Origin of the sequence: Enterobacter sp. 237C8 (genome assembly GCF_034106865.1) — a bacterium.
GTDB classification, from domain to species: Bacteria; Pseudomonadota; Gammaproteobacteria; order Enterobacterales; family Enterobacteriaceae; genus Enterobacter; species Enterobacter asburiae_B.
Genome location: NZ_JAWNDF010000003.1, coordinates 48,601 through 67,327 on the forward strand (window position 1 = coordinate 48,601; position 18,727 = coordinate 67,327).

Here is an 18,727-nt window from a genome sequence, read left to right on the forward strand (position 1 = left end):
CGCATGACACATGGAATTTCTGACTATGCGCATTCCCCGCATTTACCATCCTGAACTGATTACCGCAGGCCGCGAAATCGCCCTGTCTGATGACGCCGCCAACCACGTTGGCCGCGTGCTGCGCATGGGCGCAGGTCAGGCAATACAGCTGTTCGACGGCTCGAACCAGGTTTTCGACGCGGAAATCACGCGGTCTGATAAAAAAAGCGTACACGTTAACGTCCTGCGTGGCGAAGTGGATGACCGGGAATCACCGCTGCACATCCATCTGGGCCAGGTGATGTCGCGCGGCGAGAAAATGGAGTTCACCATTCAGAAATCCATTGAACTGGGTGTAAGCCTCATTACGCCACTTTTTTCTGAACGCTGTGGCGTTAAACTGGATGCGGAACGTCTGAACAAAAAGATCCAGCAGTGGCAGAAAATTGCCATTGCGGCTTGCGAACAGAGTGGCCGCAACCGTATTCCGGAGATCCGCCCGGCGATGGATCTGGAGGACTGGTGTGCAGAAGAGGAGAGCGGGCTGAAGCTCAATCTTCATCCGCGCGCCAGCGCCAGCATCAATACGCTGCCTCTGCCCGTTGAGCGCGTACGCCTGCTGATTGGCCCCGAAGGCGGCCTGTCGGCGGATGAAATTGCGATGACGGCACGTTACCAGTTTACTGATATTCTGTTGGGACCTCGCGTTCTGCGCACTGAGACAACGGCACTCACGGCCATTACCGCGCTACAGGTACGGTTTGGCGATCTGGGTTGAAGCATTAACGGAGAAGAACATGATCAAGCTCGGCATCGTGATGGACCCCATCGCAAACATTAACATCAAGAAAGATTCCAGCTTCGCCATGCTGCTGGAAGCGCAGCGTCGCGGCTATGAACTCCACTATATGGAGATGAACGATCTTTACCTGATCAACGGTGAAGCCCGCGCGCGCACCCGCATCGTTAACGTCGAGCAGAACTACGACAAATGGTACGAGTTCGGCACCGAGCAGGATATTGCCCTGGCCGATCTCAACGTCATCCTGATGCGTAAAGATCCGCCGTTCGACACCGAATACATCTACAGCACCTACATCCTTGAGCGTGCAGAAGAGAAAGGCACGCTGATCGTCAACAAGCCGCAGAGCCTGCGCGACTGCAACGAGAAGCTCTACACCGCCTGGTTCTCTGACCTGACGCCGGAAACCCTCGTGACCCGCAGCAAAGCGCAGCTGAAAGAATTCTGGCAGAAGCACGGCGATATCATCATGAAGCCGCTGGACGGCATGGGCGGCGCGTCGATTTTCCGCGTGAAAGAGAGCGACCCGAACATTGGCGTGATTGCCGAAACGCTGACCGAGCTGGGTACGCGCTACTGCATGGCACAGAACTATATTCCGGCGATCAAAGACGGCGATAAGCGCGTTCTGGTGGTGGATGGCGAACCGGTTCCTTACTGCCTGGCGCGTATCCCGCAGGGTGGCGAAACTCGTGGGAACCTGGCAGCCGGCGGTCGCGGTGAGCCGCGCCCGCTGACCGAAAGCGACTGGGAAATTGCCCGCCGCGTTGGCCCGACGCTGAAAGCCAAAGGCCTGATCTTCGTTGGCCTGGATATCATCGGCGATCGTCTGACCGAAGTGAACGTCACCAGCCCGACCTGCATTCGTGAAATTGAAGCGGAATTCCCGATTTCGATCACCGGAATGCTGATGGACGCTATCGAAAAACGTTTACAGAAATAACCTAACAATACTATTAGTGACAGCGCCTGTGTTTGTCCCCATACTGGGCGCTGTCGCTTTTTAAACCAGGAAACAGTACCTCTGACAATGAATTTACAGCATCACTTTCTTATTGCCATGCCTGCTCTCCAGGACCCGATTTTTCGCCGCGCCGTGGTTTATATTTGTGAATACAATGAAGACGGCGCGATGGGTATTATCATCAATAAACCACTGGAAAATCTTCAGGTTGAAGGAATTCTGGACAAGCTGAAAATACCGGCTGAAGCGCGACTGCCGGAAATCCGGCTTGATAAACCCGTGATGCTGGGTGGACCTCTTGCAGAAGATCGCGGCTTTATCCTGCATACGCCGCCGGTATTCTCTTCCAGTATTCGAATTTCGGATAACACCGTTATCACGACCTCGCGCGACGTGCTTGAAACGCTGGGCACCGCTGAGCAGCCTTCTGAAGTGCTGGTGGCGCTGGGCTATTCGTCGTGGGAGAAAGGCCAGCTTGAGCAAGAGATCCTCGATAACGCCTGGCTTACCGCGCCTGCGGACATGAATATCCTGTTTAAAACCCCGATCGCCGATCGCTGGCGTGACGCGGCAAAGCTGATTGGCATTGATATCCTGACCATGCCTGGCGTAGCGGGGCACGCCTGATGAGCGGAACGCTTCTGGCCTTCGATTTTGGTACTAAAAGCATTGGCGTCGCCGTGGGTCAGCGCATCACCGGTACCGCGCGTCCGCTTACGGCCCTGAAGGCCAACGACGGCACGCCAGACTGGAATCTTATCGAGCGTATGCTCAAAGAGTGGCAGCCGGATGACGTGATTGTTGGGCTCCCGCTGAACATGGACGGCACAGAACAGCCGCTTACCGCCCGGGCGCGTAAGTTCGCCAATAAAATCCATGGCCGCTTTGGCGTCTCCGTGAAGCTTCACGACGAGCGTCTTAGCACCGTCGAAGCGCGCGCGGGCCTGTTTGAGCACGGCGGCTTCCGGGCGCTCAACAAAGGCAGCGTGGACTCCGCTTCAGCAGTAATCATCCTCGAAAGCTATTTCGACCAGGGCTTTTAAACACAGGGGCTTACAGCCGCCCCTGCGCCCGTCTCTCCGCCAGGCTCTGGTCAAAGTTCTGCATTCCTGCCTGCTGACCGGTCTGGATGATGCCGGGCAGTTGCCACGTTTTCCCTTCACGAATCAAATTCGCCGCCGCCGCAGTGTTCACCAGCAGTTCATACAACGCGACGCGCCCGCCCTGTAGATCGGGAAGCAGCCTCTGCGCCAGCACCGCCCGCAGGCTGCCGGCCAGCTGGCTACGCACCGGATCTTTCTCCTGCGCCGGGAACGTATCGACCAGTCGTTCAATCGCCTGCGATGCCCCGCGCGTATGCAGCGTCGCCAGCACCAGATGGCCGGTTTCCGCCGCCGTCAGCGCCAGGCGGATCGTTTCGCTGTCGCGCAGCTCCCCCAGCAGAATAACGTCCGGATCCTGGCGTAAGGCGCTGCGCAGCGCTTCGGCAAATGACGGGCTGTGCTGACCTATCTCCCGCTGCTGGATCAGGCAACGTTCGCTCTGGTAGATAAACTCCACCGGATCTTCAAGCGTGAGGATATGGCCGTCAGCATGGTGGTTGAGAAAATCGACCATCGCCGCCAGCGTAGTGGATTTGCCGCTGCCGGTCGCCCCCGTGACCAGAATCAGCCCGGCGTCATTGGATAACAGTTCCGGGATCGCCCGCGGCGCGCCCAGCGAAGAGAGTTGCGGGCAGCTACGAGGCAACAGCCGCAGCGTCACAGAGACACCTCTCATCTGCTTAAAGGCACTGCCGCGCAGGCGCTGGCCTCCCGTTACCGTCGCGGCAAAATCCACCTGCCCCTTTGCCCACCATGTTCCCTGCTGCTCATCGTTAAGCCACGCTTTTAATAACGCCCCAACGTCGGGAGGCTGAAAGGGAGCGGGTTCAAGCCGGCCTAATCTGCGCCAGCGCGGTGGCGAATCACTGCACAGGTGTAGATCGGAGACGTTATGCTTTACACTAAGGGCCACAATTTCTTCCACATCCATAGACTACTCCTCGGAAAATGAACGACATTGCGCATAACCTGGCACAGGTCCGGGACAAAATCTCTGCCGCCGCAGCGCGTTGCGGCCGTGCTTCAGAAGAAATTACGCTGCTTGCAGTCAGCAAAACCAAGCCTGCGAGCGCCATCGCAGAAGCTATTGATGCAGGCCAGCGGGCGTTTGGTGAAAACTACGTGCAGGAAGGCGTGGATAAAATTCGCTACTTCCAGGAACAGGGAAATACGGATCTGCAGTGGCACTTTATTGGCCCCCTGCAGTCGAACAAAAGCCGTCTGGTGGCAGAGCACTTCGACTGGTGCCACACCATCGACCGCCTGCGTATCGCTACCCGTCTGAATGACCAGCGTCCGGCAGAAATGCCGGCACTCAACGTGCTGATTCAGGTCAACATCAGCGACGAAAACAGCAAGTCCGGCATTGCGCTGAGCGAGCTGGAGGCGCTGGCCGCCGAGGTGGCCGAACTGCCGCGCTTGACCCTGCGCGGGCTGATGGCCATTCCTGCGCCTGAGTCAAGTTATGAAAGGCAGTTTGCCGTGGCACAGCAAATGGCTGTAGCATTTGAGGCGCTTAAAGCGCGCTATAACACGGTAGACACGCTTTCACTGGGCATGTCGGATGATATGGAAGCCGCCATCGCGGCAGGCAGCACTATGGTGCGCATCGGCACGGCAATTTTCGGTGCGCGCGACTACTCAAAATAATAAGGAAACCTGAGGAACGCCATGAAGACGTTGACTTTCCTGCTCTCAACAGTGCTTGAGCTGTATACGATGGCGCTTTTGCTGCGCGTCTGGATGCAGTGGGCCCGCTGTGATTTTTACAATCCGTTCTCGCAGTTTGTCGTGAAAATCACGCAACCTGTTGTCGGACCGCTGCGCCGCATTATCCCGGCGATGGGTCCCATCGACAGTTCGTCTCTGCTGGTGGCGTTTATTCTGAGCGTTATCAAAGCGATCGTGCTGTTTATGGTCATCACCTTCCAGCCGATTATCTGGATTGCTGCGGTCCTGATTTTAGTCAAAACCATCGGCCTGCTGATTTTCTGGGTGCTGCTGGTCATGGCCATCATGAGCTGGGTAAGCCAGGGGCGTAGTCCAGTAGAATATGCGCTGATCCAACTGGCCGAGCCGCTGCTGCGCCCGATTCGCAACCTGCTGCCTTCGATGGGCGGTATTGATTTCTCGCCGATGATCCTGGTTCTGCTGCTGTACGTGGTTAATATGGGGATCGCTGAGCTGTTACAGTCCACGGGCGATATGCTGCTGCCGGGGCTGTGGATGGCGCTATGAGTGCCGTAAGCACCTGCGCTGACGGGCTGGTTTTGCGGCTGTATATTCAGCCAAAAGCCAGCCGTGACGGTATTGTTGGGCTTCATGGCGACGAGTTAAAAGTCGCCATCACCGCCCCACCGGTTGACGGCCAGGCGAACGCGCATCTGACCAAATATCTGGCAAAACAGTTTCGCGTCGCCAAAAGCCAGGTCATCATTGAAAAAGGTGAACTTGGGCGACATAAACAGGTAAAAATCCTTAATCCGCAATCTATCCCGACGGAAGTCGCGGCTCTGAAAGAACAGGACTAAACCATGCAGAAAGTTGTTCTCGCGACCGGCAACGCCGGTAAAGTGCGCGAGCTGGCCTCGCTATTAAATGATTTTGGGCTCGATGTGGTCGCCCAGACCGATCTGGGCGTGGAGTCCGCCGAAGAGACGGGGCTGACGTTTATCGAAAACGCGATCCTGAAAGCACGTCACGCCGCGCAAATTACCGGCCTGCCCGCGATTGCCGACGACTCCGGCCTGGCCGTGGACTTCCTGGGCGGTGCACCGGGGATTTACTCTGCGCGCTATTCCGGCGTTGACGCCACCGACCAGCAGAATCTGGAAAAGCTGCTTGTCGCCCTGAAAGACGTACCGGACGAACAGCGCACCGCGCAGTTCCACTGCGTGCTGGTCTATATGCGCCACGCGGAAGACCCGACGCCGATTGTCTGCCACGGCAGCTGGCCGGGCGTGATTACCCGTGAAGCGGCTGGCAACGGCGGCTTTGGCTACGACCCGATTTTCTTTGTCCCGACCGAGGGCAAAACCGCTGCGGAACTGACCCGCGAAGAGAAAAGCGCGATTTCCCACCGTGGACGCGCGCTGAAACTGTTACTGGAAGCACTGCGTAATGGCTAATTTGCCGCCTCTGAGTCTGTATATTCACATCCCGTGGTGCGTGCAGAAATGTCCGTACTGCGATTTCAACTCGCACGCGCTGAAGGGCGAAGTGCCGCACGATGACTACGTTGCGCATCTGCTGGCCGACCTGGACGCCGATGTCGCTTACGCACAGGGACGTGAAGTTAAGACCATTTTCATTGGTGGCGGTACGCCGAGCCTGCTGTCCGGCCCGGCAATGCAGACGCTGCTGGACGGCGTGCGTGCGCGCCTGAACCTGGCGGCAGATGCTGAAATTACGATGGAAGCCAACCCCGGCACCGTTGAGGCCGACCGTTTTGTCGACTATCAGCGCGCGGGCGTGAACCGCATCTCCATCGGCGTGCAGAGCTTTAGCGAGCCGAAGCTGAAACGTCTGGGGCGCATTCACGGCCCGGAAGAGGCAAAGCGCGCGGCACACCTGGCAACGGGGCTTAACCTTCGCAGCTTTAACCTGGATTTGATGCACGGCCTGCCGGATCAGTCGCTGGAAGAGGCGCTGAACGACCTGCGCCAGGCGATCGAACTGAACCCGCCGCACCTGTCGTGGTATCAGCTCACCATCGAGCCAAACACGCTGTTCGGTTCCCGCCCGCCGGTGCTACCGGACGACGACGCGCTGTGGGATATCTTCGAGCAGGGTCACAGGCTGCTAACCGCTGCGGGCTATCAGCAGTATGAAACGTCCGCGTACGCGAAGCCGGGCTATCAGTGCCAGCACAACCTGAACTACTGGCGCTTTGGCGACTATCTGGGAATTGGCTGCGGGGCGCACGGCAAGGTGACCTTCCCGGACGGGCGCATTCTGCGCACCGCTAAAACCCGCCACCCGCGCGGGTATATGGAAGGGCGTTACCTGGAGCGTCAGCACGACGTCGAGGCGGCGGATAAACCGTTTGAGTTCTTTATGAACCGCTTCCGTCTGCTGGAAGCCGCGCCGCGCGCGGAATTTACGCGTTACACCGGGCTGCCGGAATCGGTGATCCGCCCGCAGATTGACGAGGCGCTGGCGCAGGGGTATCTCACCGAGAGCGAGGAATACTGGCAGATCACCGAGCACGGCAAGCTGTTCTTAAACTCTCTTCTTGAGCTGTTCCTCGCCGAAGAATCCTGAAGGCTGATTCAGGATTTTGCATCCCGCTCTGCCGGCTGAGGGAAAGGCTGGCAGAGTGTGGGGATGAAAATTACTCGTTCTTATGCAAAACAGCTCAGACGTGAGCTGACAAAAGAAGAAAGACGGCTTTGGTATCTACTGCGCAGCCGCCGTTTCGAAAATTATAAATTTCGTCGACAACATCCTGTAGATCACTACATTCTGGATTTCGCCTGCTGCGCGGCTCATCTGGCTGTTGAGCTGGATGGTGGGCAACATGATGAAAAGCAGGAATACGATCGTCAAAGAACGTGCTGGCTTAACGAGAAAGGCTGGCATGTCATTCGATTCTGGAACAACGAACTCTGGAATAACGAAGAGGCGGTGTTAGAAAAGATCCTTGAAACACTGCAAATGCTGCAACCCTCACCCCGGCCCTCTCCCTGAAAGGGAGAGGGAGCAAACCATCCCCTCGCCCCTTTGGGGAGAGGGTTAGGGTGAGGGGAAATTACTTAAGCGTCCCCACCAGCGCCTTCCGGCTATCTTCCAGCGACACCACGCGTTTACACACGTCTTTGCCGAACTGCTGGAAATCATCTTCCTGGTTCTTCCACTCGTTCTGAATGGAGGTCTGCAAGCCGCCCAGGCTGCCCAGCACGCCCTGCAGCGGATTACCGCCGCCTTTCAGCACGGCTTTCGCCCCCATTTCGTTGATGCTGTCCTGCAGGATGCCGCCCATCGCCTGGTTCACCAGCTGCTGCCCGTCAGCACGGACCTGATCGATCGCCTTGTAGTGGAACGTCAGGCCGTCGGAGCGCGTCTCGATAATGCGGTTCATCTGCTCTTTAAGCTGCTTATCGAGCTTCGTCAGACGGGTGCGCATATTGCTGCTCTCACCCACTTCTTTGGTGATGATCTTATCCAGCGCGACGCGGCTTTTCTCAACGCGGGTCAGCGCGCCTTCATTAATCCATGGCAGCGCGGTACGCAAATCGGCCTGATAGTCTTTCGCCTGCTCACGCTGTGCGGCAGTCAGGTTGTACTGCTTGCCGTTAAAGGTGACGTTCCCCTGCGGCGTAATCACCAGATTGCCGTTCTCGCCTTTGACCTGCACGGTTTGCGGGCTTAACACCACGTCATCACGCGGGGTGACGCTACATTGATAATCCGCATGGGCGGTGAATCCGGTTGCCATCAAAGCAACAGCCAGCAACGTTTTGCGCATCTTAAACACTCCCTCAGACAAAATGGGCCAGCTAATGCTGGCCCCTTACTGCTTTATTAGTCCCACCAAACGTCGAAAAGTTCGCTGACGCGGACATCTTCGAGCTTGTGGTCTTCAAGCCATTTACGTACCAGGGCCTGATGTTCTTCAGTGCATTTACCCACTTCCTGGGTGCAGATCAGACCTTCCCAGGCCAGGTAGCCGCTACCGTCGAAGGCCAGCTTGTTTGGCTCAATCACGTCATTGATGAACGCATCCACGTCCTGATCGATCTGTTCTACACTGGTGCCTTCCGGGAAACGCCACGCAACGGAGAAGCCCACTTCCTGGAATTCTTCGATGTGCATCTTTTTACGCAGACGACGGCTACGATTCTTTGCCATTATTTCACCCTCTCGAACATTAAGTCCCATACACCGTGACCAAGACGGTGGCCACGCTGTTCAAATTTCGTTACCGGACGCGATTCCGGACGCGGTACATAATCGTTACTCTCAGACTGGTTTTTATACCCGTCCAGCGACGACATCACTTCCAGCATATGTTCCGCATACGGTTCCCAGTCGGTCGCCATATGGAAGACACCGCCCAGCTTCAGCTTACTTTTCACCAGCTCGGCAAACGGCGCCTGAACGATACGGCGTTTATTATGACGTGCTTTGTGCCACGGGTCAGGGAAAAAGAGCTGAACCATGGTTAAAGAATTGTCAGGAATCATTTTATGCAGCACTTCCACCGCGTCGTGACACATCACGCGCAGGTTCTCAACGCCCTCTTCATGGGCCGTTGCCAGGCATGCACCCACGCCCGGGGAGTGGACTTCGATACCGAGGAAGTTCTGCTCCGGTCGCGCTTTCGCCATGGCCACCAGCGAGGTGCCCATACCAAACCCGATCTCCAGCGTGACGGGTGCTTCGCGGCCGAACAGTTCGGTAAAGTCCAGAGGCTGCTCGCTGAACTCAACGCCCATCACCGGCCAGTAGTTGTCCAGCGCATGTTGCTGCCCTTTTGTCAGGCGGCCCTGACGGCGGACAAAGCTGCGAATACGGCGCAGCGGGCGACCGTTTTCATCAAATTCCGGTGAAATGACGTCGTTTTTCATAAAAGAGTTGTCTGCTTGTGAGAATGTTCGGGAAACGGGCATTATCCAAAGTTAAGGCTTCTATGCAAGCATGGGAAAGATCCGGTTTACAGCAGATTGACGCTGTGCTGCAATCTGCGTCCCTGATTATGCGAATCGATGACCATGCAAGCCTCTCAATTTTCAGCCCAGGTGCTGGACTGGTACGACAAATACGGGCGTAAAACCCTGCCCTGGCAAATTGAAAAAACGCCTTACAAAGTATGGCTCTCCGAGGTGATGTTGCAACAAACGCAGGTCGCCACGGTGATCCCTTACTTCGAGCGTTTTATGGCGCGCTTCCCGACGGTGGCCGATCTGGCAAACGCGCCATTAGACGAAGTGCTGCACCTGTGGACAGGCCTGGGCTATTACGCCCGCGCGCGTAATCTTCACAAGGCCGCGCAGCAGGTCGCGACGCGCCATAACGGTAAATTCCCGGAAACCTTTGACGAGGTGGCCGATCTTCCCGGCGTCGGACGTTCAACCGCAGGCGCCATTCTCTCCCTGTCTTTAGGCAAGCATTTCCCGATCCTCGACGGCAACGTGAAGCGCGTGCTGGCACGCTGCTATGCCGTCGACGGCTGGCCGGGGAAGAAGGACGTCGAAAAACGCCTTTGGGAAATAAGTGAAGCGGTCACCCCGGCCAACGGCGTCGAGCGTTTCAACCAGGCGATGATGGATCTCGGCGCGCTGGTCTGCACGCGCTCAAAACCGAAATGCGAACTCTGCCCGGTGAATAATCTCTGCGTGGCGTATGCCAACCATTCATGGGCGCAATATCCGGGTAAGAAACCCAAACAGACGCTGCCGGAGCGCACCGGCTATATGCTGCTGATGCAGCACGGCGACGAGGTCTTCCTCGCCCAGCGTCCACCGAGCGGTCTGTGGGGTGGTCTATACTGCTTTCCACAGTTTGAAGATGAAGATTTGCTGCGTGAATGGCTTAAACAGCGCGGGATTGCTGCCGATAACCTGACGCAGCTGACCGCGTTTCGCCATACGTTCAGCCATTTCCACCTGGATATTGTACCCATGTGGCTTCCCGTGTCGTCATTTGCCTCGTGCATGGATGAAGGCACCGCTCTCTGGTATAACTTAGCGCAACCGCCATCAGTCGGACTGGCGGCTCCCGTGGAGCGCCTGTTACAGCAATTACGTGCCGGTGCAATGGTTTAGCATCGACAAGAAAAAGAGGAATGAGTATGGCCAGAACGATTTTTTGTACTTTCCTGCAGCGTGACGCTGAAGGCCAGGATTTCCAGCTTTATCCGGGCGATCTGGGTAAACGCATCTACAATGAAATCTCCAAAGAAGCCTGGGGACAGTGGCAGAAAAAGCAGACCATGCTGATCAACGAGAAAAAACTCAGCATGATGAACCCGGAACACCGCAAGCTGCTGGAGCAGGAGATGGTGAGCTTCCTGTTCGAAGGTAAAGACGTGCACATCGAAGGCTATACGCCACCGGAAAAATAACAGCGTGCGGGGGAAACCCCGCCGTTAAAGCAAACACAACACGCACTCCCGGAATGATGAAAAAACTTTTAGCGCTAGCCCTTGTTGCGCCGTTGCTTGTCTCGTGTTCGTCAAAAAAAGGCGAAGATTACAACGAAGCCTGGATCAAGGACACCAACGGTTTTGACATTTTGATGGGGCAGTTTGCCCACAACATCGAGAACATATGGGGATTTAACGAAGTTCTTATTGCCGGACCTAAGGACTACGTTAAGTACACCGACGCCTATCAGACCCGTAGCCACATCAACTTTGATGAGGGTACGATCACGATTGAGACCATCGCAGGCACCGACCCTGCGGCACGACTGCGTCAGGCGATCGTCAAAACCCTGCTGATGGGTGACGATCCGGGTTCTATCGATCTCTACTCCGATGCCGACGATATCACTATCTCGAAAGAGCCGTTCCTGTACGGCCAGGTCGTCGATCAGACCGCTCAGCCGATCCGCTGGGAAGGTCGCGCCACGAAATTTGCCGACTACCTGCTGCAGACGCGCCTGAAAAGCCGCTCTAACGGTCTGAAGATTATCTACAGCGTCACCATCAACCTCGTCCCGAACCACCTCGACAAGCGTGCGCATAAGTACATTGGGATGGTGCGTCAGGCCTCGCGCAAGTACGGCGTGGATGAGTCGCTGATTCTGGCGATTATGCAGACCGAATCCTCGTTTAACCCATACGCGGTGAGCCGTTCCGACGCCCTGGGGCTGATGCAGGTAGTGCAGCACAGCGCCGGTAAAGACGTCTTCCGCGCGCAGGGGAAATCCGGCACGCCGAGCCGCAGCTATCTGTTCGATCCGCAGAGCAACATTGATACCGGCACCGCCTATCTGGCGATGCTGAACAATGTGTACCTGGGCGGAATTGATAACCCAACGTCGCGCCGCTATGCGGTGATCACCGCCTATAACGGCGGCGCGGGCAGCGTGCTGCGCGTCTTCTCGAATGACAAAGTGCAGGCCGCGAACATCATCAACAGCATGGCGCCGGGGGATGTCTACTCCACTCTCACCACTCGTCACCCGTCTGCGGAATCCCGTCGCTATCTGTATAAGGTGAATACGGCGCAGAAGAACTATCGTCGCCGGTGATCGGCACACCTTCTTCCCACAGGGAGAAGGTGTTCTGTTTCCCCTCTTCCTGTGGGAGAGGGTCAGTGTGAGGGCATCAGGCCGCACCTATCCAACCCCACCCATACGAAAATGTTATTTGCATCACAATCCAAACTGCAAATTAATGTGGATTGCATTTTTTTGCGGGAGGTAACAAAACATATTGTTGCCAACTGATAGAATTGCATCAAATAACAACCCTGAATGTTCCCAAAACAACATATCTCCCGCTCACTTGTGAGGAAAGTAACATGAACCTTAAGCTGCAGCTTAAAATATTGTCGTTTCTGCAGTTCTGCCTGTGGGGTAGCTGGCTGACCACACTCGGCTCCTATATGTTTGTGACGCTCAAGTTCGACGGTGCGTCAATCGGTGCCGTATACAGCTCGCTCGGTATTGCGGCTGTCTTCATGCCAACGCTGCTGGGCATCGTGGCGGATAAATGGTTGAGTGCGAAATGGCTGTACATGCTTTGCCATCTGGTGGGCGCGGGGACGCTGTTTATGGCAGCCCAGGTGACCACGCCGGGGGCGATGTTCATGGTGATCCTGCTTAACTCGCTGGCCTATATGCCAACGCTTGGCCTGATCAACACCATCTCCTACTACCGCCTGAAATCTGCGGATTTGGATATCGTGACCGATTTCCCGCCAATCCGTATCTGGGGCACCATCGGCTTTATCATGGCGATGTGGGGCGTTAGCTTCGCAGGCTTCGAACTGAGCCATATGCAGCTCTATATCGGTGCGGCGCTCTCCGTGGTGCTGGCGATCTTCACCCTGACGCTGCCAACCATTCCGGTTTCTAACCAGCAGAAAAACCAGAGCTGGAGCACCATGCTCGGCCTGGACGCGTTCGCGCTGTTTAAAAACAAACGCATGGCGATCTTCTTTATCTTCTCCATGCTGCTGGGCGCGGAGCTGCAGATCACCAACATGTTCGGCAACACCTTCCTGCACAGCTTCGATAACAACCCGCTGTTCTCCGGCAGCTTTATCGTTGAACATGCGTCGGTGATGATGTCCATCTCTCAGATCTCTGAGACGCTGTTCATCCTGACCATCCCGTTCTTCCTGAGCCGCTACGGCATCAAAAACGTCATGCTGATCAGTATCGCGGCATGGATGTTGCGCTTCGGCCTGTTCGCCTACGGTGACCCGAGCGCGTTTGGTACCGTGCTGCTGGTGCTGTCGATGATCGTTTACGGCTGCGCCTTCGACTTCTTCAACATCTCTGGTTCGGTGTTTGTGGAAAAAGAGGTGAAGCCTGAAATCCGCGCCAGCGCGCAGGGTATGTTCCTGATGATGACCAACGGCTTCGGCTGTATTCTGGGCGGCGTGGTAAGCGGTAAAGTGGTTGAGATGTACACCACCAACGGCATCACCAACTGGCAGCCTGTGTGGCTGATCTTCGCGGCGTACTCGCTGGTGCTGTTCTTCGCGTTCATCGCGCTGTTCAAGTACAAGCACGTGCGCGAGCCGCACGGTGCGCAGCCGATCGCGCATTAATCTTTGCGGTATTGTGCCCGGTGGCGGCTTCGCCTTACCGGGCCTACAAAAACACCGTTCACAGGCCGGGTAAGCGTTAGCGCCACCCGGCTATTTTATTGCAGAGAGCACCCACCCCACCGACAGCAAATCCGCGCTGCCGCCCGGGCTCAGGTTCCGTTCAATCAATGCCTTATCCATCTTAAGCAGCGCCTCGCGATCCCAGCCGTTAGCCAGTAATTCCCGCGCGTAGCCCTGAACGTAGCGCAGCCCTTCAATGCCGCCGCGCGAGACGAGATTACTGTCCTGATTAACCGCCATCAGGCGCAACAGCAGGCCGTGAAGCGACTGTCCGCTCCACTGCGCCAGCACCCTACGCGCCGTCGCAAAGCCGCTTTCCGCCTCTCCGCGCGCGCCGGTTAAGCCGTACAGCTGAAACTGCCGCTCGCCCGCCGTCGCCTGTCCGCTGCGCGCGGCCAGTTCCCGCGACACCAGCCCGCTGCAGATGTTACTCACCTCACAACAGAGGCTGTCTGCGGAGATATTTTTCACACGTCCGGCAGCGAAGCACAGTAAACCCAGGGCAAAAATCCCGCCCTTGTGGGTGTTCACTCCGTTCGTCGCGGCGTACATCGCCTGCTCGCAGGCCATCCCCATCGGGCGGATAATGCGAAGCTGTGCGTCAGCGGGTTTATCTGCATGCGCGTTACCAAGTTCGGCAAAGCGCGAAAACCACGGGGTAATCGCCGCAATGCTGCGGACGAACAGCGCGTGGTCCATATCGCGATGGGAACCGTTATTGAGCTTGTCCACCAGCCCCGGCTTGGGCGTCAGCTCCAGTTCCTGCCATAGCGCCGCCTCCGCAAGCGCGGGCACGTCAACCGGGCGCGGTTTAGTCGCGAGCAAACCAGTCATCGATCGTCTTCTCCACGCGGGAAACCACCTGCTCAAGGGGGTGATTGCGCGAACGGGAACAGGCATGAGCGGGTTCGTCGCAGATCAGGCAGCGTCTGAGATTCGCCCCCAGCGACTGACGCCCGACGTGGCCGTGCTGAGGGCAGATCACGTCCAGATCCCACAGCCTGCCGAGCGGGTGCGTCTGCTCCAGCTCCGCACAGTGCGCTTTGATTTCCACCGCGGGATGGGCCACGCACCACAGGGCTTCTGGCCCGGTCGGGAGCCACAGCACCTGACGGTCCAGCACCTGCCAGCGGTTTTCCCACAGCAGCTGGTCGCACATTTGCAGCGCCACGCCCATGGTATTGCGATAGCGCAGGCTGTCTTTGATTTCCCCTGGTGTGACCAGCGTGAGGGAAATCACCGGTTGTTGATAGTGCTCAAGCATGTCAGCCTGGCGCGCCGCGCGGCGCTCTTTCGCCGCCAGCAGTTCCTCCAGGCTGACACCCGCCCGCACGGGTGTCGCTATTGTCATAACTACTCCTTTACCTGTCGCACGGTGTCGATCACGCTGCCGTCGCGGTAGCGGATCACCCCGACGATTTTGTCGGTAAATTCAATTGGTTTCGGTACGCCCGTCAGGGAAATAGCCCGCTCGTAAAGCGCGCTGATATCTACAACTTTGAGCCCGGCTTCCAGCAGGCGCTCGCGGATCTCCGGGCGCGCCGGGTTGACCGCAATGCCGTGGTCGGTGACCAGCACGTCGATGCTCTCACCCGGCGTGAGGCGCGTGGTGACGCGCTTCACGACCGTTGGAATGCGGCTGCGCAGCAGCGGCGCGACAACGATGGTCAGGTTTGCCGCGGCGGCCACGTCGCAGTGTCCGCCGGACGCCCCGCGCATCACCCCGTCGGAGCCGGTGATAACGTTGACGTTGAAATCAACGTCGATTTCCAGCGCGCTGAGGATCACCACGTCGAGCTGGTCGCAGCTTGCCGCCTTGCTGCCGGGGTTGGCGTAGACGTTGGTGGAGATCTCCACGTGGTTCGGGTTACGCGCCAGCGAGGCCGCCGCCTGGCCGTCAAAGCACTGGGTATCGAGCAGCTTTTCGATGAGTCCCTTCTCGTGTAAATCCACCAGGCTGCCGGTGATGCCGCCGAGCGCAAAGCGCGCCTTCACGCCGCTGCGCTCCATCTTCTCTTCCATAAAGCGCGTGCAGGCGGTCGCCGCCGCGCCGGAGCCGGTCTGCATCGAGAAGCCCGGTTTGAAGTAGCCGGAGTGTTCAATCACGTCCGCCGCATAGCGGGCGATCATCAGCTCGCGCGGGTTGCTGGTGACGCGCGCCGCGCCGACGCTGATTTTCGCCGGGTCGCCCACGCTTTCAACCTGCACGATGTAGTCCACCTGGTCCTGCACCAGGCTGGCGGGCATATTCGGAAACGGCACCAGTTCTTCAGTCAGCAGCACTACTTTACGGGCAAAGTGCGCGTCCACCATCGCGTAGCCCAGGGACCCGCAGCACGATTTACCGTGCGTGCCGTTGGCGTTGCCAAACTCATCGCTGCACGGCACGCCGAGAAACGCTACGTCGATATTCAGCTCGCCGTCCTGGAGCAGCTTCACGCGCCCGCCGTGGGAATGAATTTGCACCGGCTCGTCCATCAGCCCGTGGGAGATGGCGTCCGCCAGCCTGCCGCGCATGCCCGAGGTGTAAATCCGGGTGATGACGCCGCTTTCGATATGCTCGATCAGCGCGTCGTTGCAGGTCATCAGCGAGCTGGAGGCCAGCGTCAAGTTTTTGAAGCCCATTCGCGCCAGCAGCGCCACGACGGTGTTGATCACCCGGTCGCCTTCGCGAAAAGCGTGGTGGAAGGAGATGGTCATCCCGTCCTGCAGGCCGCAACGCTTAACCGCCTCTTCAACAGAGGCGCAGAGCTTGCGGCTGTGCTTCGCCTCGCAGTCCGCCAGCCACGGCGTGGCGCTGTGGGCGGTATCAAAGGGTTTTAAGTCCCGCAGATGGGGAAAATTCACGTGAAGAAGTTCTGTCTGATTCATTATTTTATCCTTACCGACGCACGCCGGAGGCCGCCGCGCGCTCCAGCACCACCTGCGCGTGGTTAATAATCGGTGCATCCACCATTTTGCCGTTGAGCGACACCACGCCCAGGCCGTTACGCTCGCCCTCTTCTGCCGCCTCAATCACCCTTTTGGCGTGATCCACCTCTTCCTGAGTCGGGGCGTAGGCGTTGTGCAGCAGGTCAATCTGGCGCGGGTTAATCAGCGATTTGCCGTTAAAGCCCATCTTGCGGATCAGATCGACCTCGCGCAGGAACCCGGCCTCGTCGTTAACGTCTGACCACACCACGTCGAAGGCGTCGATGCCCGCCGCGCGGGCGGCGTGCAGCACGGCGCAGCGGGCGTAGAACAGCTCGGTGCCGTCGCCGCGCTCGGTCTGCATGTCCATCACGTAGTCAAAGGCGGCCAGCGCAATCCCGATGAGGCGCACAGAGCTGCGGGCAATCGCCACGGCGTTGATGACACCAATGGCCGATTCAATCGCCGCCATCACGCGGGTGGAGCCAACCTCGCGGCCGCACTCCTGCTCGATACGCTCGAGATGGTTTTCCAGCTCGTAGATATCGTCCGGCGTGTCGGTTTTCGGCAGGCGGATCACGTCCACGCCGGCCCGCACGGCGGCTTCCAGATCCAGCAGGCCAAACGGCGTGCTGAGCGGGTTAATACGCACCACGGTTTCGATATCCTGATACATCGGGTGCTGCAGGGCGTGGAACACCAGCATGCGCGCGGTATCCTTCTCGCGCAGGGCGACGGCGTCCTCAAGATCAAACATGATGGAGTCGGGACGGTAGATAAAGGCGGTTGAGAGCATGGCGGCGTTGGCGCCCGGCAGGAACAGCATGCTGCGGCGGAGTTTGCTCATTTCAGCACCCCCCAGTTGATGGCCTGTTCATCGGCGGCACGCATCAGCGCGCTTTGCAGGCGGGCGCGGATCACACAGTCCAGCGCCCCTTTGTCTTCAATAATGATTAATCCCTGGTGCACGTTCATGGCGCGCAATGTGTCGTTGACCACCTGGCGAATCTGCTCGCCAAACTGCTTAATCACTTCACTGTGGATGACTATCTCCAGCTCGCCGTGAGCGGGAGCGATTTTCACCATCAGGTCGCTGGACTCCTGCGTTCCGGCCAGCGCCTCCCTTACAATTTTCATGATAAATTCCTGGTAGTTAAGCGACTTCCGCACTCGCACGGTAATGCGTTTCGAGATGCGCGAAGGTGGAGTCCGGGACAATCTCCCGGATCCGGGAAAACTGCTGTGTCTTCAGTAAGCGGCGCACTTCGGACGCTGAAATAGCGTTGCCGGTGGCCTTGATGCGCGGCATTTCTACCACCTCGATATGCGAGGCCAGCAGGTCGTGCAGCGTCTGGTTGTACTGGCGGGTGATATCGCAGAACGGCTCCGAGCCGATGAAGCGGTGCGTAATGCCCAGCGCCGGGGCGATGAAGTCCCGGAAGATCAGCACGTCGATCTCGCTCCACGCCTGCTGCACTTTGCCGGTCTCCTTCAGGAAGTAGGCCGGGAAGGTGGCGCGGGAGATGATGTACTGCGAGCCTTCATGCACCAACACGTTCGGCAGATGCGCTACGCCCGCGCGCACCATCTCGAGGCGCGCGCTGAACGGGAAGAACGAGGCGTCTTCACGCACCACGAACAGGTGCAGGGCATCGCACCGCTGCGCCGCCTGCTCCACCAGATGGCGGTGGCCGAGGGTGAACGGATTGGCGTTCATCACTATCGCGCCAACGTTCTCCCCGCACTTGCGCTTCGCGCGCAGGGAACGGCAGTAGCGTTCGATCCCCTGCGGGGTGTTCTCCATCAGCACCGCGTTGTTTCCGCTCTGGGCAATCGGCCAGAAGCCGCTGCGGGCAAAGCGCTCCCGGTTGCACGGACGGGTGCAGAGGAAGAGGTGAAAATGGCCGCACTCCAGCGCCGCATTTTCCACCTCTGCCAGCAGCCGCGCGCTGAGGTTCTCGCCGCGAAGCTGCTCGTTGACCGCCACGCATTTGATGACGTTGGCAGCAAGCCCTGCGCAACCCACCAGCTGCGAGCCGGACCAGGCTTCGACAAACAGCGTGATGTCGTTGTCCAGGCCAAGGCCGCTGTCTGCCAGCAGGTAGCGGATCTGGCTTAAGCGTTCCGGGTGTTTCGCCACCAGCGTGTGGCGAAAATCGATGGGTTGACTGTTCATGCCGTC

Annotated in this window: 24 protein-coding genes; 14 read left to right on the forward strand and 10 right to left on the reverse strand. The window is 58.0% G+C overall.

The window, feature by feature from the left end; all coding sequences use genetic code 11:
- Positions 1-25: 25 nt before the first annotated feature.
- The 4 genes from rsmE (at position 26) to ruvX (ending at position 2,788) form a co-directional block, all read left to right on the forward strand.
- Positions 26-757, forward strand: coding sequence for a 16S rRNA (uracil(1498)-N(3))-methyltransferase (gene rsmE / locus USF70_RS11930; RefSeq protein ID WP_023309126.1), 732 nt, complete (start codon positions 26-28; stop codon positions 755-757).
- 19 nt (positions 758-776) lie between these two features.
- Positions 777-1,724, forward strand: a complete 948-nt coding sequence (gene gshB / locus USF70_RS11935; protein WP_029739222.1) for a glutathione synthase — start codon at positions 777-779, stop codon at positions 1,722-1,724.
- A gap of 87 nt (positions 1,725-1,811) precedes the next feature.
- Entirely contained in the window at positions 1,812-2,372 is a 561-nt protein-coding gene (locus USF70_RS11940; protein ID WP_008499752.1) for a YqgE/AlgH family protein, read from the forward strand.
- Complete coding sequence (ruvX, locus tag USF70_RS11945; RefSeq protein ID WP_069303285.1) at positions 2,372-2,788, forward strand: Holliday junction resolvase RuvX; 417 nt, start codon at positions 2,372-2,374, stop codon at positions 2,786-2,788. Before USF70_RS11940 ends, ruvX begins: the two co-directional genes overlap by 1 nt.
- Before the next feature lie 10 nt (positions 2,789-2,798).
- Here the strand turns inward: ruvX and USF70_RS11950 are convergent, their stop codons facing one another.
- Positions 2,799-3,779 carry a type IV pilus twitching motility protein PilT gene (locus USF70_RS11950; protein ID WP_058841910.1) on the reverse strand — a complete coding sequence of 327 codons (981 nt, stop codon included), beginning with the start codon at positions 3,777-3,779 and terminating at the stop codon, positions 2,799-2,801.
- 17 nt (positions 3,780-3,796) lie between these two features.
- Between USF70_RS11950 and USF70_RS11955 the strand changes: the two genes are divergently transcribed.
- From USF70_RS11955 to USF70_RS11980, 6 genes are all read left to right on the forward strand, one after another.
- Positions 3,797-4,498, forward strand: a complete 702-nt coding sequence (locus USF70_RS11955; protein WP_048979373.1) for a YggS family pyridoxal phosphate-dependent enzyme — start codon at positions 3,797-3,799, stop codon at positions 4,496-4,498.
- A gap of 21 nt (positions 4,499-4,519) precedes the next feature.
- Positions 4,520-5,086 (forward strand): YggT family protein, encoded by a 567-nt coding sequence (locus USF70_RS11960; RefSeq protein WP_167819141.1) that lies wholly within the window; start codon positions 4,520-4,522, stop codon positions 5,084-5,086.
- Entirely contained in the window at positions 5,083-5,379 is a 297-nt protein-coding gene (gene yggU, locus USF70_RS11965; protein WP_023309131.1) for a DUF167 family protein YggU, read from the forward strand. The genes USF70_RS11960 and yggU overlap by 4 nt, the downstream gene beginning before the upstream one ends.
- 3 nt (positions 5,380-5,382) lie before the next feature.
- Positions 5,383-5,976, forward strand: coding sequence for an XTP/dITP diphosphatase (locus tag USF70_RS11970; RefSeq protein ID WP_048979374.1), 594 nt, complete (start codon positions 5,383-5,385; stop codon positions 5,974-5,976).
- Positions 5,969-7,111 (forward strand): radical SAM family heme chaperone HemW, encoded by a 1,143-nt coding sequence (hemW, locus tag USF70_RS11975; protein WP_033146610.1) that lies wholly within the window; start codon positions 5,969-5,971, stop codon positions 7,109-7,111. The genes USF70_RS11970 and hemW overlap by 8 nt, the downstream gene beginning before the upstream one ends.
- Before the next feature lie 63 nt (positions 7,112-7,174).
- Complete coding sequence (locus tag USF70_RS11980; RefSeq protein ID WP_071993605.1) at positions 7,175-7,537, forward strand: endonuclease domain-containing protein; 363 nt, start codon at positions 7,175-7,177, stop codon at positions 7,535-7,537.
- 61 nt (positions 7,538-7,598) lie between these two features.
- Here the strand turns inward: USF70_RS11980 and USF70_RS11985 are convergent, their stop codons facing one another.
- From USF70_RS11985 to trmB, 3 genes are read right to left on the reverse strand one after another with little or no spacing between them, the layout of a single operon-like run.
- Positions 7,599-8,315 carry a DUF2884 domain-containing protein gene (locus USF70_RS11985; protein ID WP_024906551.1) on the reverse strand — a complete coding sequence of 239 codons (717 nt, stop codon included), beginning with the start codon at positions 8,313-8,315 and terminating at the stop codon, positions 7,599-7,601.
- 56 nt (positions 8,316-8,371) lie between these two features.
- The gene (locus USF70_RS11990) at positions 8,372-8,698 is read right to left on the reverse strand and encodes a YggL family protein (protein WP_014885198.1); all 327 of its coding nucleotides are present in this window, start codon (positions 8,696-8,698) and stop codon (positions 8,372-8,374) included.
- Positions 8,698-9,417, reverse strand: a complete 720-nt coding sequence (gene trmB / locus USF70_RS11995; protein WP_033146613.1) for a tRNA (guanosine(46)-N7)-methyltransferase TrmB — start codon at positions 9,415-9,417, stop codon at positions 8,698-8,700. The genes USF70_RS11990 and trmB overlap by 1 nt, the downstream gene beginning before the upstream one ends.
- 144 nt (positions 9,418-9,561) lie before the next feature.
- On the opposite strand from trmB, the gene mutY reads away from it, so the two are divergent.
- The 4 genes from mutY (at position 9,562) to USF70_RS12015 (ending at position 13,575) form a co-directional block, all read left to right on the forward strand.
- Positions 9,562-10,614, forward strand: coding sequence for an A/G-specific adenine glycosylase (gene mutY / locus USF70_RS12000; RefSeq protein WP_176686752.1), 1,053 nt, complete (start codon positions 9,562-9,564; stop codon positions 10,612-10,614).
- Between the two features lie 26 nt (positions 10,615-10,640).
- Complete coding sequence (locus USF70_RS12005) at positions 10,641-10,913, forward strand: oxidative damage protection protein (protein ID WP_023309138.1); 273 nt, start codon at positions 10,641-10,643, stop codon at positions 10,911-10,913.
- Positions 10,914-10,969: 56 nt separating this feature from the next.
- Complete coding sequence (gene mltC, locus USF70_RS12010; protein ID WP_232938759.1) at positions 10,970-12,046, forward strand: membrane-bound lytic murein transglycosylase MltC; 1,077 nt, start codon at positions 10,970-10,972, stop codon at positions 12,044-12,046.
- A gap of 272 nt (positions 12,047-12,318) precedes the next feature.
- Complete coding sequence (locus USF70_RS12015; protein ID WP_029740744.1) at positions 12,319-13,575, forward strand: nucleoside permease; 1,257 nt, start codon at positions 12,319-12,321, stop codon at positions 13,573-13,575.
- 90 nt (positions 13,576-13,665) lie between these two features.
- On the opposite strand, the gene citG is transcribed toward USF70_RS12015, so the two are convergent.
- The 6 genes from citG to citC are packed head-to-tail and all read right to left on the reverse strand — an operon-like array spanning position 13,666 to position 18,721.
- Positions 13,666-14,469 carry a triphosphoribosyl-dephospho-CoA synthase CitG gene (gene citG, locus USF70_RS12020; RefSeq protein WP_167819139.1) on the reverse strand — a complete coding sequence of 268 codons (804 nt, stop codon included), beginning with the start codon at positions 14,467-14,469 and terminating at the stop codon, positions 13,666-13,668.
- Positions 14,447-14,986: a citrate lyase holo-[acyl-carrier protein] synthase gene (citX, locus tag USF70_RS12025; protein ID WP_320735654.1), complete on the reverse strand. Its 540-nt coding sequence runs from the start codon at positions 14,984-14,986 to the stop codon at positions 14,447-14,449. Before citX ends, citG begins: the two co-directional genes overlap by 23 nt.
- Positions 14,987-14,988: 2 nt before the next feature.
- The gene (gene citF, locus USF70_RS12030; RefSeq protein ID WP_320735655.1) at positions 14,989-16,506 is read right to left on the reverse strand and encodes a citrate lyase subunit alpha; all 1,518 of its coding nucleotides are present in this window, start codon (positions 16,504-16,506) and stop codon (positions 14,989-14,991) included.
- A gap of 10 nt (positions 16,507-16,516) precedes the next feature.
- Positions 16,517-17,392, reverse strand: a complete 876-nt coding sequence (citE, locus tag USF70_RS12035; RefSeq protein ID WP_320735656.1) for a citrate (pro-3S)-lyase subunit beta — start codon at positions 17,390-17,392, stop codon at positions 16,517-16,519.
- Complete coding sequence (gene citD, locus USF70_RS12040; RefSeq protein ID WP_320735657.1) at positions 17,389-17,682, reverse strand: citrate lyase acyl carrier protein; 294 nt, start codon at positions 17,680-17,682, stop codon at positions 17,389-17,391. Before citD ends, citE begins: the two co-directional genes overlap by 4 nt.
- A gap of 16 nt (positions 17,683-17,698) precedes the next feature.
- A complete protein-coding gene (citC, locus tag USF70_RS12045) occupies positions 17,699-18,721 on the reverse strand; it encodes a [citrate (pro-3S)-lyase] ligase (RefSeq protein WP_033146620.1) in 1,023 nt (340 codons plus the stop codon).
- Between the last annotated feature and the right edge of the window lie 6 nt (positions 18,722-18,727).

What these genes read in the sequence shown, in the direction of transcription:
- USF70_RS11970 (WP_048979374.1), top strand. Translation starts at nt 5,383, where the DNA reads ATGCAGAAAGTTGTTCTCGCGACCGGCAACGCCGGTAAAGTGCGCGAG.
- citE (WP_320735656.1), bottom strand. Translation starts at nt 17,392, where the DNA reads ATGAGCAAACTCCGCCGCAGCATGCTGTTCCTGCCGGGCGCCAACGCC.
- gshB (WP_029739222.1), top strand. Translation starts at nt 777, where the DNA reads ATGATCAAGCTCGGCATCGTGATGGACCCCATCGCAAACATTAACATC.
- citG (WP_167819139.1), bottom strand. Translation starts at nt 14,469, where the DNA reads ATGACTGGTTTGCTCGCGACTAAACCGCGCCCGGTTGACGTGCCCGCG.
- mltC (WP_232938759.1), top strand. Translation starts at nt 10,970, where the DNA reads ATGAAAAAACTTTTAGCGCTAGCCCTTGTTGCGCCGTTGCTTGTCTCG.
- mutY (WP_176686752.1), top strand. Translation starts at nt 9,562, where the DNA reads ATGCAAGCCTCTCAATTTTCAGCCCAGGTGCTGGACTGGTACGACAAA.
- trmB (WP_033146613.1), bottom strand. Translation starts at nt 9,417, where the DNA reads ATGAAAAACGACGTCATTTCACCGGAATTTGATGAAAACGGTCGCCCG.
- USF70_RS11955 (WP_048979373.1), top strand. Translation starts at nt 3,797, where the DNA reads ATGAACGACATTGCGCATAACCTGGCACAGGTCCGGGACAAAATCTCT.
- citF (WP_320735655.1), bottom strand. Translation starts at nt 16,506, where the DNA reads ATGAATCAGACAGAACTTCTTCACGTGAATTTTCCCCATCTGCGGGAC.
- USF70_RS11950 (WP_058841910.1), bottom strand. Translation starts at nt 3,779, where the DNA reads ATGGATGTGGAAGAAATTGTGGCCCTTAGTGTAAAGCATAACGTCTCC.
- USF70_RS12015 (WP_029740744.1), top strand. Translation starts at nt 12,319, where the DNA reads ATGAACCTTAAGCTGCAGCTTAAAATATTGTCGTTTCTGCAGTTCTGC.
- citX (WP_320735654.1), bottom strand. Translation starts at nt 14,986, where the DNA reads ATGACAATAGCGACACCCGTGCGGGCGGGTGTCAGCCTGGAGGAACTG.
- hemW (WP_033146610.1), top strand. Translation starts at nt 5,969, where the DNA reads ATGGCTAATTTGCCGCCTCTGAGTCTGTATATTCACATCCCGTGGTGC.
- citD (WP_320735657.1), bottom strand. Translation starts at nt 17,682, where the DNA reads ATGAAAATTGTAAGGGAGGCGCTGGCCGGAACGCAGGAGTCCAGCGAC.
- yggU (WP_023309131.1), top strand. Translation starts at nt 5,083, where the DNA reads ATGAGTGCCGTAAGCACCTGCGCTGACGGGCTGGTTTTGCGGCTGTAT.
- USF70_RS11990 (WP_014885198.1), bottom strand. Translation starts at nt 8,698, where the DNA reads ATGGCAAAGAATCGTAGCCGTCGTCTGCGTAAAAAGATGCACATCGAA.
- USF70_RS11985 (WP_024906551.1), bottom strand. Translation starts at nt 8,315, where the DNA reads ATGCGCAAAACGTTGCTGGCTGTTGCTTTGATGGCAACCGGATTCACC.
- USF70_RS11940 (WP_008499752.1), top strand. Translation starts at nt 1,812, where the DNA reads ATGAATTTACAGCATCACTTTCTTATTGCCATGCCTGCTCTCCAGGAC.
- rsmE (WP_023309126.1), top strand. Translation starts at nt 26, where the DNA reads ATGCGCATTCCCCGCATTTACCATCCTGAACTGATTACCGCAGGCCGC.
- USF70_RS12005 (WP_023309138.1), top strand. Translation starts at nt 10,641, where the DNA reads ATGGCCAGAACGATTTTTTGTACTTTCCTGCAGCGTGACGCTGAAGGC.
- citC (WP_033146620.1), bottom strand. Translation starts at nt 18,721, where the DNA reads ATGAACAGTCAACCCATCGATTTTCGCCACACGCTGGTGGCGAAACAC.
- USF70_RS11960 (WP_167819141.1), top strand. Translation starts at nt 4,520, where the DNA reads ATGAAGACGTTGACTTTCCTGCTCTCAACAGTGCTTGAGCTGTATACG.
- USF70_RS11980 (WP_071993605.1), top strand. Translation starts at nt 7,175, where the DNA reads ATGAAAATTACTCGTTCTTATGCAAAACAGCTCAGACGTGAGCTGACA.
- ruvX (WP_069303285.1), top strand. Translation starts at nt 2,372, where the DNA reads ATGAGCGGAACGCTTCTGGCCTTCGATTTTGGTACTAAAAGCATTGGC.